The sequence below is a fragment of the Hydrogenophaga sp. A37 genome, assembly GCF_002001205.1.
Classification (GTDB): Bacteria; Pseudomonadota; Gammaproteobacteria; order Burkholderiales; family Burkholderiaceae_C; genus Hydrogenophaga.
Genome location: NZ_MUNZ01000101.1, coordinates 82,384 through 95,122 on the forward strand (window position 1 = coordinate 82,384; position 12,739 = coordinate 95,122).

Here is a 12,739-nt window from a genome sequence, read left to right on the forward strand (position 1 = left end):
GAGTTGAAAAAGGCGTGGGCAGCGACGGACCCTGATGTACACCAAGGTTTAAATCCCAGTAAGGCGTTAGTGTGGCGTCTTTGGGTGACTACCCTGTGCTTGGCCCCTTCTTTGCAACATATGACTTCCAGTCGCGATTCCGCCCATCCACTCGCTTTGCGTTCCGTTTCGATGGACCCCGATTCGGGTTCGGGACCATCACATGCCTTGTCGGATGCCTCGTTGGCAGCGCGCCTGGATTCGGCCGAGCAGACGCTGCGCGACATCGCACATGCCCTGGCCCACGACCTGCGGACCTCCTTGCGCCATGTGGTGAGCTACGCGCAGTTGCTGGGCGACCCCGCCTACGCCGACCAGCCCGAGGCGACCACGCGCATCTCGCACAAGGTGCTCGACTCCAGTCGCCGGCTCCAGCGGCTGATGGAGTCCATGGCCGCGCTGGCTCGGCTGCAGGTGGCCGACGTGCAGCTTGAAGCGGTGGACACCACCGAGCTGTTGCGCCATTTGATCCGGGAGCTGGACGAGCGCGCCCACGGTCACCGTGTGGCGTGTGTGCTGGCACCCGATCTGCCGCCCGCTGTGGCCGACGCCGGTTTGCTGCGGCGTGTCTGGCAGGAGCTGCTGGACAACGCCTGGCGCCACGCGCGCAGCCATGTGTCGCCGCGCATTGAGGTGAGTTACGAGGCGGTGCCCGGCGGACACGCCTACTTTGTGCACGACAACGGGCTGGGCTTTGAGCCGGAGAAAGCGGCCGAGCTGTTCGGCCTGTTCCAGCGCGCACAGGGCGCGCCCGATCCAGGTCTGGGGCTGGGCCTGGCCATGGTTCGGCGCATCGTCGAATGCCACGGCGGCCGCGTCTGGGCCACGGCCCGCCCGGGCGAAGGCGCCCGCTTCGGGTTCAGCCTGCCCGAGCGAGCCGCCTGAGGCCCATCCCGAACGCGGCACGCCACAGCAGCAGCGGCACGTCCGTCTTGCTCAGCGTGGGGCGCGTTTGCCAGCTGCGGTGGTGGAGGGCATCGATCTTGTCGAGGATGCGCAGTCCGCCTTGCACCACCAGCCGCAGTTCCCAGCCCGCGCGTCCGGGGATGCGCAGCGCCAGCGGGGCACCCTGGTTCATGAGCGTGCGGGCTCGGTCACACAGTTCGGCCACCAGCGCCTGGCATGGCGCTGTGCGATTTGCGTCGGCACCGCTGGCGAAGTCCACCAGGCTCAGTCCGTGGTGGCTCAGCGCGTCGGCCGGCAGGTAGTTCCGCCGGCGCGGCAGGTCCACGCTGATGTCTTGCCAGAAGTTGATGAGTTGCAAGGCGCTGCAAATGGCGTCGCTCTGCTGGAGCGAGACCTCGTCGCGGATGTCATACAGGTGCAGCAGCAAGCGCCCCACCGGGTTGGCGGAGAGACGGCAATAAGCGAGCAGCTCGGCGTCGTCGGCGTAGCGGTGGCCGACGGCGGTGTGGCGCACGTCTTGTTCAAAGGCACTGATCAGGTCGTGCAGCAGCGGGCCTGGCAACTGGTGTTGCTCAATGGCCCGGGTCAGCGGGCCGAACACATGTCCCCACGGCGTGTCCTGACTGGCAGGGCGGCTGTCGCTCAGCGAGTACGTCAGGGCGAGCCGGTAGCTGGCCAGCTCCGTCAGGCGCTGTCCGGGCGAGGCGTCGCCTTCGTCGGCGATGTCGTCTGCCGTTCGGGCGAAGTGGTAGATCGCCATGACCGCCGGACGCAAGGCCGGTGGGCAGAGCAGCGAGGCCACGGGGAAGTTTTCATAGTGGCGCACGCCCCCCGACAGGGGCGCTGGAGCGGCCGCGGGGGCTGAAGAGAGCGGAGCAGGCGGGATCATGTGGCGGGATTTCGGCGGTTGCAGGGTTTGTCAGTGAATGGCTCTGGGCGTCGTCGGCATCGGGCAGAGTGGCGCGCCATTGAACGGGTGCACTCCAGCTTGGATTGCACTACAATTTTGGTTACTAACCGGTCAGTCATTAATTTTGCTGACCGGCTTCCTTCCGATTTTCGGCGCAAACCAGGGTGGTGGGCGCCACCATCAGCCGACCGACACCATGAACATCCGCCCGCTCATCCTTGTTTCGACGGCCGCTCTGTTGCTGACCGCGTGTTCCAAGCCCGAGGCGCCGCAGGAGCCGATCCGGGCGGTCAAGCTGCTCAAGGTGAGCAGTGGCACGGTGCGCGGGCAGAGCGAGTACGCGGGCGAGGTCAAGGCGCGCACCGAGTCGCGCCTGGGGTTCCGGCTGGGCGGCAAAGTGACGCAGCGTCCGGTTGAGGTGGGGCAGCGTGTGGTCGCGGGCCAGTTGCTGGCGCAGCTGGATGCGCAGGACTTCGTGTTGTCCAGCCAGGCGGCGCAGGCGCAAGTGAGCGCAACTCAAACGCAGCGCGATCTGGCTGCCGCCGACCTGAAGCGGTACATGGATCTGAAGAACCAGGGTTTCGTGAGCGGCGCCGAGATCGAGCGCCGCCAGGCCACCTTGCAAGCGGCCGACGCCAGCTTGAGGCAGGCCCGCGCCCAAGGTTCGGTGCAGGGCAACCAGGCCGCCTACGCGCGGCTGCTGGCCGATGGTGCCGGCGTGGTGCTGTCGGTGGATGCCGAGGTGGGGCAGGTGGTCGCCGCCGGCACGCCGGTCGTGCGCCTGGCCAGGGACGGTGCACGCGATGTGGTCATCGCCGTGCCGGAGGACAAGCTGGCCCAGGTGCGCATCGGGCAGGTGGCCCAGGTGCGGCTGTGGGGCAACGGGATGCCCGGGCAGGCGCCGCTGGGGGCCACGGTTCGCGAGGTCGCGGCCAGCGCCGACCCGGTCACCCGCACCTTCCAGGTCAAGCTGGCCCTGCCAGCGGACGCGAGCGCGGCGCTCGGCGCGACCGCCACGGTGTCGTTGTCGGCGACCGGCGGCGTGGCGGTGTCGGCCATCAAGCTGCCCACCAGCGCACTGATGCGCGCGCCTGGTGGCGCCCCAGGCAAGACCGCCGTGTGGGTCTTTGACTCCGCCAGCCACGCGGTGGTGCTGCGTCCGGTGGTTGTCGGTGGCGCCGATGGCAATGACCTGTTGATCGCGGAGGGCCTGAAAGACGGTGAGGAGGTGGTAGCGGCGGGCGTGCATGTGTTGTCGCCGGGCCAGAAGGTCACGCGCTTCGCCGCTCCCGCCACCGAGTGAGGCCACACATGCATCCGCAAACCAACAGCGCCCATCCCGAAGAGACGTCCTGGGTGTCGCGCTTCAACCTCTCGCAGTGGGCCCTGGACCACCAGGCCTTCACGCGCTATTTGATGATCGTGCTGATGCTGCTGGGCGTGGCGGCCTACTTCCAGCTTGGCCAGGACGAAGACCCTCCATTCACCTTCCGCGCCATGGTCGTTCGCGCCTACTGGCCGGGCGCCACCGCGCAGGAAGTGGCCGAGCAGGTGGCTGATCGCCTGGAGAAGACGCTGCAGGAAGTGCCTTACGCCGACAAGATCCGCAGCTACTCCAAACCGGGTGAGACCCTGATCCTGTTCCAGGTCAAGGACAACGCGCCCGCGGCCGAGGTGCCGCAGACCTGGTACGCCGTGCGCAAGAAGATCGGCGACATGCGCTCCACCCTGCCTCAGGGCGTGATCGGCCCCTTTTTCAACGACGAGTTCGGCGATGTGTACGGCGTCATCTACGCGCTGCAGGGCGACGGTTTCTCCCCGGCGGACAAGAAGCAGGTGGCCGACACGGTGCGCCAGCGGCTGCTGCGGGTGAAAGACGTGAACAAGGTCGAGCTGTTCGGCGTGCAGGACGAGAAGCTCTACATCGAGATTTCCCATCAGCGCCTGGCCACGCTGGGTCTGGACATGCAGCAGGTGCTGGCCGCGCTGGGCCAGCAGAACGTGCTGGAGCCGGCCGGCGCGGTGCAGACGCCGCACGACGTGGTGCAGGTGCGCGTGGGCGGGGCGTTCAACTCGGTCGAGCAACTGCGTGCGATGCCGGTGCGGGCCGCCAACGGCACCCAGCTGCGCCTCGGCGACTTCGCCGACATCCGCCTGGGCTATGTCGATCCCGAGCAGGTCAAGGTGCGTCACAACGGCAAGGGCAGCGTGGCACTGGGCATTTCCATGGCCAAGGGCGGCGACATCATCGCCCTGGGCGAGGCGCTGAAGACGGCGGTGGCCGACATCGAACGGCAGTTGCCGGCCGGCATGCAGCTGGTGCAGGTGCAGGACCAGCCCAGCGCGGTGACCCGGTCGGTGAATGAGTTCGTGAAGGTGCTGATCGAGGCCGTGCTGATCGTGCTGGCGGTCAGCTTCCTGAGCCTCGGCCTGCACAGGCGAGAGGGCGGGACCGGGTGGCGCCGCTACCGGCTTGATGCGCGTCCGGGCCTGGTCGTGCTCATCACGATTCCTCTGGTGCTCTCGATCACGTTTCTGGCCATGCAGTACTGGGGCATCGGGCTGCACAAGATTTCGCTCGGCTCGCTGATCATCGCGCTGGGCCTGCTGGTGGACGACGCGATCATTGCGGTGGAGATGATGGTGCGCAAGCTGGAGGAAGGCTACTCGATGATGAAGGCCGCGACCTTCACCTGGGACGCCACCGCCATGCCCATGCTCACCGGCACCCTGATCACTGCCGCGGGTTTCCTGCCCATCGGCATGGCGAACTCGACGGTGGGGGAATACACGTTCGCGATCTTTGCGGTGACCGTGATCGCGCTGGTGCTGTCATGGATCGTCGCCGTGATGTTCGTGCCCTACCTGGGTGTGCGGCTGCTCAAGGTCAAGCCACACGTCGGCCCTGCCCACGAGGTGTTCGACGGGCCTTTCTATGTGCGCTTTCGTGCGCTGGTGAACTGGTGCGTGCAACACCGCTGGATCACCATCGGCCTCACCATCGCCACCTTCGTGCTGGGCATCGTCGGCATGGGCCAGGTGCAGCAGCAGTTCTTTCCTGATTCAAGCCGCCCCGAGATCATGGTCGATCTCTGGCTGCCCGAAGGCGCGAGCCTGTCGGCCAACGACGCGATCACGCGCCGCGTCGAGGCGCGCATGACGAAGGAGCCGGGGGTGAGCAGCGTGAGCACCTGGGTGGGCTCGGGCGTGCCGCGTTTCTATCTGCCCCTGGACCAGGTGTTCCCGCAGAGCAACGTGTCGCAGCTGATCGTGTTGCCCAAAGACCTTGAGGCGCGTGAACGCATCCGCAAGGCCCTGCCGGCCCTGCTGGCGACGGAGTTTCCCGAGATCCGGGGCCGTGTGAAGCTGCTGCCCAACGGGCCGCCGGTGCCGTACCCGGTGCAGTTCCGCGTGGTCGGCACGGACCCTGCGGTGTTGCGCGGCCTGGCCGACGAGGTGAAGGCGGTTCTGCGCGAGAACCCGAACATGCGCGGTGTGAACGACAACTGGAACGAGTCGGTCAAGGTGCTTCGCCTGGACGTGGATCAGACCAAGGCGCGTGCGCTGGGGGTGTCCAGCCAGTCGATTGCACAGGCCGCCCGTACCATCCTGAGCGGCAGCACCGTCGGGCAGTACCGCGACGGCGACAAGCTGATCGACATCGTGCTGCGCCAGCCGCTGTCCGAGCGCGACGCCATCACCAGCCTGGCCAACGCCTACCTGCCCACGGCAAGCGGCAAGAGCATTCCGCTGTCTCAGATCGCACGACCGGTGTTCGATTGGGAGCCGGGCGTGATCTGGCGAGAAAATCGCGACTTCGCCATCACCGTGCAAGGCGATGTGGTCGAGGGCCTGCAGGGCGCGACCGTCACGGCCGAGTTGCTGCCGGCGCTGCACAAAATCGAGGCCGGCTGGGCCGAACGCGGGCTCGGCGCTTACCGGGTGCAGGTGGCGGGTGCGGTGGAAGAGAGCAGCAAAGGCTCGTCGTCGATCGCGGCAGGTGTCCCCCTGATGCTGTTCATCACCTTCACGCTGCTGATGCTGCAGTTGCAGAGCTTCAGCCGTTCGCTGCTGGTGTTCCTGACCGGTCCGCTCGGTTTGGCTGGGGTTGCCGGTGCGTTGTTGCTGCTGAACAGGCCGTTCGGGTTCGTGGCGCTGCTCGGCGTGATTGCGCTCATGGGCATGATCCAGCGCAACTCGGTGATCCTGATCGACCAGATCGAGCAGGACCGCGCGCGAGGCGTGCCTGCCTGGGACGCGGTCGTCGAAGCGGCGGTGCGCCGCATGCGCCCCATCGTGCTGACCGCTGCCGCCGCCGTGCTGGCCATGATCCCGCTTTCGCGCAGTGTGTTCTGGGGGCCGATGGCCGTTGCCATCATGGGCGGACTGATCGTCGCGACCGTGCTCACGCTGCTGGCCCTGCCCGCCATGTACGCCGCCTGGTTCCGGGTGAAGCGGGAGGCTTGAGCCCCAGGCTCCGCCGCTGCGCGGGTCGCTGCCCCAAGGAGCAGATTCAGCCTTGGGGCGGCCAGGCGGCGAATCGTTGAACCCAGCGGCTACAATCAAAGGTTGCCGAAAAGCGGAAAGCAGGCTTTGCAGTGTCAGTGCTGCGGGGCTTGATCACCGTGCAGGCGCGCGGGTGGCGAAATTGGTAGACGCACCAGGTTTAGGTCCTGACGCCAGCAATGGTGTGGGGGTTCGAGTCCCCCCCCGCGCACCACATCAGATACAGCGATTTCATGCGGCAGGCAGCACCTTCTGACCCGCCGTCCCTACTTGGAGAAAACCATGACCGTGACCGTAGAAACCCTGGAAAAACTGGAACGCAAGATCACGCTCACGCTGCCGGCCGACGTGATCCAGATCGAGGTCGCCAAGCGTCTCAAACGCTTGGCCCGTGAAGTCAAGATGGACGGTTTCCGTCCCGGCAAAGTGCCGATGAACGTGGTGGCCCAGCGTTACGGTTATTCCGTGCACTACGAGGTGATGAACGACAAGGTGGGCGAGGCTTTTGCCACCGCCGCCGACGAAGCCAAGTTGCGCGTGGCCGGTCAGCCCACGATCACCGAAAAGAACGAGTCACCCGAAGGCCAGTTGGCTTTCGATGCTGTCTTCGAGGTGTACCCGGAAGTCAAGATCGCCGATCTGAGCACCGCTGAAGTCGAGAAGGTGTCGTCCGATGTGACCGACGCAGCCATCGACCGCACGCTGGACATCCTGCGCAAGCAGCGCCGCACCTTCGCGCAACGCGCGCAGGACCAGGTGGCCACCGATGGCGACCGCGTCACCATCGACTTCGCCGGCAAGATCGACGGCGAAGCCTTTGATGGTGGCAAGGCCGAAGCCTTCCAGTTCATCGTGGGCGATGGCCAGATGCTCAAGGAATTCGAAGATGCGGTGCGCGGTATGAAGTCGGGTGAGTCCAAGACCTTCCCGCTGCCATTCCCGGCCGATTACCACGGCAAGGATGTGGCCGGCAAGACCGCCGACTTCCTGGTCACGGTCAACAAGATCGAAGCAGCCCACCTGCCCGAAGTGGATGAGGCTTTGGCCAAGTCCCTCGGCATCGCCGAAGGCACGGTGGAAGGTCTGCGCGCCGACATCAAGAAAAACCTGGAGCGCGAGGTCAAGCACCGGCTGCAGGCTCGCAACAAACAAGCTGCCATGGATGCACTGGCCGCCAAGGCCGAGTTGGACCTGCCGAAGTCGGTGGTGCAGTCCGAACTCGACCGCTTGGTGGAAGGTGCTCGCGCCGACCTGAAGCAGCGCGGCGTCAAGGATGCCGACAAGGCTCCAATCCCTGACGACCTGTTCCGTCCGCAAGCCGAGCGCCGCGTGCGCCTGGGCTTGGTGGTGGCCGAGCTGGTGCGCGCCAACGAGCTGCACGCCAAGCCCGAGCAGATCAAGTCCCACATCGAAGATCTGGCTGCGTCCTACGAAAAGCCGGCCGACGTCGTGCGCTGGTACACCAGTGACAACCGCCGCATGGCCGAAGTGGAAGCGATCGTGATCGAAAACAACGTCACCGAGTTCGTGTTTGCCAAGGCGAAGGTCACCGACAAAGTGATTGGTTTTGACGAGTTGATGGGCCAAGCGTGATTGGCAAGGCCTGATGCAGGCAGTCGACGCGGGCGACGAGGGCGGAGGAATCCGCCCTTTTTTTTGCGGTGTCGCTTGTCTTTTGTGGTGGGCACGCCATATGCAAGTCTCGGACAAAGCCGCTGTGGAATCGCGGCTTTGTCGGGTTGGTTACAGTAGTGACATGGTCTCAAACACACACCGGAGAAACGCATGAGCGCAATGGACATTCAGGGACTGGGCATGGTGCCCATGGTCATCGAAACCTCGGGCCGCGGTGAGCGTGCCTACGATATCTATTCCCGGCTGCTCCGAGAGCGGGTGATCTTCCTGGTCGGTGAAGTCAATGACCATTCGGCCAACTTGGTGGTGGCCCAGTTGTTGTTTCTGGAGAGTGAAAATCCCGACAAGGACATTTCGTTCTACATCAACTCGCCCGGCGGTTCAGTGAGCGCAGGCATGGCCATTTTCGACACGATGAATTTCATCAAACCCGACGTGTCCACCCTGTGCTGTGGCTTCGCCGCCAGCATGGGCGCGTTCCTCCTGGCGGCCGGCGCCAAGGGCAAACGGTTTTCACTGCCTAACTCGAAAGTCATGATTCACCAGCCTTCGGGTGGCAGCCGTGGTCAGGCGACAGAGATCGAGATCCAGGCCCGCGAGATTCTCAAAACCCGCGAACAACTCAACAAGATTCTGGCCGAACGCACAGGGCAACCCTTGGATCGCATCGCACGAGACACCGAGCGCGACTACTACATGTCCGCCGCCGAGTCTGCCGAGTACGGCCTGATCGACAAGGTGATTGAAAGACGCCCCACCGCAGCCTGACCGCGGAAACCTTGGCTGTCGCCAGAAAGGGCCCGTTCTGGCAGCGGAATGGGCCTGATTGGCCCTCTTTTCCTTCGTTTGAGCCTGTGTAGGCTTGAACTATCATTGATTCCACCGCTCCCAACAGGCATTCCGGACCTCCAGACCTATGGCCGACAAAAAATCCGCCTCCAGTGAAAAAGCGCTCTACTGCTCGTTTTGTGGCAAGAGCCAGCACGAGGTGAAGAAACTGATCGCCGGTCCGTCGGTGTTCATCTGCGACGAGTGCATTGATTTGTGCAACGACATCATTCGTGATGAGTTGCCTGGTCTGGAGTCGGTCAAGGCGTCCAGCGACGACGTGCCGACACCGGCCGATCTCAAGGGCAATCTAGACAACTATGTCATTGGGCAGGAAGCCGCCAAGCGCGCCCTGGCCGTGGCGGTCTACAACCACTACAAGCGCCTGCGCCACAAGCAAAATGCCCGCAAGGATGATGTCGAGCTGGCCAAGAGCAACATCTTGCTGATCGGTCCTACGGGGTCAGGCAAGACGCTACTGGCTCAGACCATGGCTCGAATGCTCAACGTTCCATTCGTGATGGCCGATGCCACCACACTGACCGAAGCGGGTTACGTGGGCGAAGACGTCGAAAATATCGTGGCCAAGCTGCTGCAGAGCTGCAATTACGACGTCGAGCGCGCGCAGCAGGGCATCGTCTACATTGACGAAATCGACAAGATCACGCGCAAGTCCGACAACCCCTCGATCACCCGCGACGTGTCGGGCGAGGGCGTGCAGCAGGCTTTGCTCAAGTTGGTTGAAGGCACGATGGCGAGCGTGCCGCCCCAGGGCGGTCGTAAACACCCCAACCAAGACTTTTTGCAGGTTGACACGACCAACATCCTGTTCATTTGCGGTGGCGCGTTTGCCGGTCTGGAAAAGATCATCGAGAACCGCACCGAGGCCTCTGGTATGGGGTTCAGCGCGGTGGTCAAGAGCAAGCAACAGCGCAGCCTGACCGATGCTTTTAAGGAAATCGAACCCGAAGACCTGATCAAGTTCGGGTTGATTCCAGAGTTGGTCGGCCGTGTGCCCGTGATTGCTGCATTGTCGGAACTTAGCGAGGATGCGCTCGTGGAGATCCTCACCGAGCCGAAGAACGCGGTGGTCAAGCAGTTTTCGCGTTTGCTGGCCATGGAGGGGGCGGAGCTGGAAGTGCGTCCGGCGGCGCTGAAAGCGATCGCGCGCAAGGCGTTGGCTCGCAAGACCGGCGCGCGCGGACTGCGCTCTATCCTGGAAAACGCGCTGATCGACACCATGTTCGATCTGCCCGGCATGAGCAATGTCGAAAAAGTGGTGGTCGATGAGTCCACGATTGAAGAGAACAAACCCCCCCTGCTGGTGTACCGAGAGGCGGCCAAGCAGGCTTGAGCGCGTGCGCTGTGTGGTGTGTGCAACGTAGAGGGCCGATGCGAGGTCTTACGCGTTGTTCCACCGAAACCTTTTAGAGGTTAAGTATGTCCGGACAAATTCCCTTGCCCAGCACGCCCGTTGATCTGCCCCTGTTGCCCCTGCGCGATGTGGTGGTCTTTCCGCACATGGTGATCCCGTTGTTTGTGGGACGCCCCAAGAGCATCAAGGCTCTGGAAGCGGCCATGGAGGCCGAACGGCGCATCATGCTGGTGGCGCAAAAGGCCGCCGCCAAAGACGAACCTGCGGTGGATGACATGTTCGAGATGGGCTGTGTCGCCACCATCTTGCAAATGCTGAAGCTGCCTGACGGTACGGTGAAGGTACTGGTCGAGGGCGTGCAGCGTGCGAAGGTGCTGTCGATTCAGGACGGTGAAAGCCATTTTGTGGCGAACGTCGCGCCTGTCGATCCCGCTCAGGAAAAACTGGCCGCTCAGTCGAACGAGCTGGAAGCGCTGCGCCGTGCGGTGATGCAGCAATTCGATCAGTACGTCAAACTGAACAAGAAGATCCCGTCAGAGATCCTGACCTCGATTTCCAGCATTGACGATCCGGGCCGCTTGGCCGACACCATTGCCGCCCACCTGCCGCTCAAGCTTGAGTCCAAGCAGGTTGTGCTCGACCTCGACCCGGTCAACAAGCGCCTGGAAAACCTGTTCGAGCAATTGGAACGCGAAGTTGACATTCTCAACGTTGACAAAAAGATCCGGGGTCGCGTCAAGCGCCAGATGGAGAAGAACCAGCGCGACTTCTACCTGAACGAACAGGTCAAGGCGATCCAGAAGGAGCTCGGCGAAGGCGAAGAGGGCGCCGACATCGAAGAGATCGAGAAGAAAATCAAGGCCGCCAAGATGCCCGCTGAAGCGCGCAAGAAAGCCGATGCAGAGTTCAAGAAGCTCAAGTTGATGTCGCCCATGTCGGCCGAAGCCACCGTGGTGCGGAACTACATCGACGCGCTCGTCGCCTTGCCTTGGAGCAAGAAGACCAAGATCAAGCACAACTTGGCGCACGCGGAAGAAGTGCTCAACGAGGATCATTACGGGCTGGACAAGGTCAAAGACCGCATCCTTGAATACCTTGCGGTGCAGCAGCGCGTGGACAAGGTCAAGGCGCCCATCCTGTGTTTGGTGGGTCCTCCGGGTGTGGGAAAGACCTCGCTGGGTCAGTCGGTGGCCAAGGCCACGGGCCGCAAATACGTGCGCATGGCACTGGGTGGTATGCGCGACGAAGCCGAAATCCGAGGCCACCGCCGCACCTACATCGGCGCCATGCCGGGCAAGGTGCTGCAGAGTCTGAGCAAGGTGGGCACGCGCAACCCGCTGTTCCTGTTGGATGAGATCGACAAGCTGGGTACCGACTTCCGCGGTGATCCGTCCAGTGCTCTGCTTGAGGTCCTTGATCCTGAGCAGAACCACACCTTTGGCGATCACTACGTCGAAGTGGATTTCGACCTGTCGGACGTGATGTTCGTGGCCACCTCGAACTCGATGAACATCCCGCCGGCCCTGTTGGATCGCATGGAAGTGATTCGCTTGTCGGGCTACACAGAAGACGAAAAAACCAACATCGCGATCCGCTACTTGCTGCCCAAGCAGTTGAAGAACAACGGTATCCGCGAGGGCGAGTTGAACGTCAAGGACGAAGCGGTGCGCGACATTGTTCGCTACTACACCCGCGAGGCGGGCGTGCGTTCGCTGGAACGCGAACTCGGCAAGATCTGTCGCAAGGTGGTGAAGGGCTTGCTGCTCAAGAAATACACGCCCACGGTGGTGGTGGACGCGGACAACCTCAACGATTTCCTGGGTGTGCGAAAGTACAGCTACGGCCGCGCCGAAGCGCAGAACCAGGTGGGTCAGGTGGTGGGTCTGGCGTGGACCGAAGTGGGTGGCGATCTGCTGACCATTGAGGTGGCGATCATGCCGGGCAAGGGTGTGATCACGCGCACCGGGTCACTGGGTGATGTCATGAAGGAATCGGTGGAAGCGGCAAGGACGGTGGTGCGAAGCCGCGCTCGCTCGCTCGGCATCAAGGATGAACAGTTCGACAAGCGTGACATCCACATTCACGTGCCCGATGGTGCGACGCCGAAAGACGGACCGAGTGCGGGTGCCGCCATGACCACGGCGCTGGTGTCTTCGCTCACGGGCATTCCTGTGCGGGCCGATGTCGCGATGACCGGTGAAATCACGCTGCGCGGGGAAGTGACGGCGATCGGTGGATTGAAAGAGAAGCTTCTGGCCGCGCTGCGTGGCGGTATCAAAACCGTGATCATTCCGGAAGAGAACGTGAAAGACCTGGCAGAGATTCCTGACAACGTGAAGCAGGGGTTGGAGATCGTGCCGGTGAAGTGGATTGACAAGGTGTTGTCCATCGCGCTCGAGCGCATGCCCGTTCCGTTGACCGATGAAGAAGTGGCTGCGCAACTGGCCGCCGCCGCTGTGCGCACGCCCGCAGCGGCACCAGATGCCGTGAAGCACTGACCCAAAAAAGTTGAGTGGGCTTGAAAAGAGTGCATTTTCTGA

General features: G+C 63.3%; 8 protein-coding genes and 1 tRNA gene. 8 read left to right on the plus strand and 1 reads right to left on the minus strand.

The genetic code is table 11. The features are described from left to right. Positions 1–171: 171 nt before the first annotated feature. Entirely contained in the window at positions 172–924 is a 753-nt protein-coding gene (locus tag B0E41_RS11420) for an ATP-binding protein (RefSeq protein WP_171984735.1), read from the plus strand. On the opposite strand, the gene hpnC is transcribed toward B0E41_RS11420, so the two are convergent. Continuing rightward, the gene (gene hpnC, locus B0E41_RS11425) at positions 899–1,834 is read right to left on the minus strand and encodes a squalene synthase HpnC (RefSeq protein ID WP_077331274.1); all 936 of its coding nucleotides are present in this window, start codon (positions 1,832–1,834) and stop codon (positions 899–901) included. The two genes, B0E41_RS11420 and hpnC, sit on opposite strands and share 26 nt — an antisense overlap. Positions 1,835–2,051: 217 nt before the next feature. Between hpnC and B0E41_RS11430 the strand changes: the two genes are divergently transcribed. The 7 genes from B0E41_RS11430 (at position 2,052) to lon (ending at position 12,697) form a co-directional block, all read left to right on the plus strand. Next, on the plus strand, positions 2,052–3,158 hold the full coding sequence (locus B0E41_RS11430) for an efflux RND transporter periplasmic adaptor subunit (protein ID WP_077331275.1): 1,107 nt from the start codon (positions 2,052–2,054) through the stop codon (positions 3,156–3,158). Between the two features lie 8 nt (positions 3,159–3,166). After that, complete coding sequence (locus B0E41_RS11435; protein WP_077331276.1) at positions 3,167–6,322, plus strand: efflux RND transporter permease subunit; 3,156 nt, start codon at positions 3,167–3,169, stop codon at positions 6,320–6,322. A gap of 166 nt (positions 6,323–6,488) precedes the next feature. Beyond that, a tRNA-Leu gene (locus tag B0E41_RS11440) sits at positions 6,489–6,575 on the plus strand. A 68-nt stretch (positions 6,576–6,643) separates the two neighbouring features. After that, a complete protein-coding gene (gene tig / locus B0E41_RS11445) occupies positions 6,644–7,954 on the plus strand; it encodes a trigger factor (protein ID WP_077331277.1) in 1,311 nt (436 codons plus the stop codon). A gap of 192 nt (positions 7,955–8,146) precedes the next feature. Beyond that, positions 8,147–8,764, plus strand: a complete 618-nt coding sequence (gene clpP, locus B0E41_RS11450; protein WP_077331278.1) for an ATP-dependent Clp endopeptidase proteolytic subunit ClpP — start codon at positions 8,147–8,149, stop codon at positions 8,762–8,764. Between the two features lie 148 nt (positions 8,765–8,912). Then, positions 8,913–10,178: an ATP-dependent Clp protease ATP-binding subunit ClpX gene (clpX, locus tag B0E41_RS11455; protein ID WP_077331279.1), complete on the plus strand. Its 1,266-nt coding sequence runs from the start codon at positions 8,913–8,915 to the stop codon at positions 10,176–10,178. Between the two features lie 86 nt (positions 10,179–10,264). Next, positions 10,265–12,697, plus strand: a complete 2,433-nt coding sequence (gene lon / locus B0E41_RS11460; RefSeq protein WP_077331280.1) for an endopeptidase La — start codon at positions 10,265–10,267, stop codon at positions 12,695–12,697. The last annotated feature ends 42 nt before the right edge of the window (positions 12,698–12,739 follow it).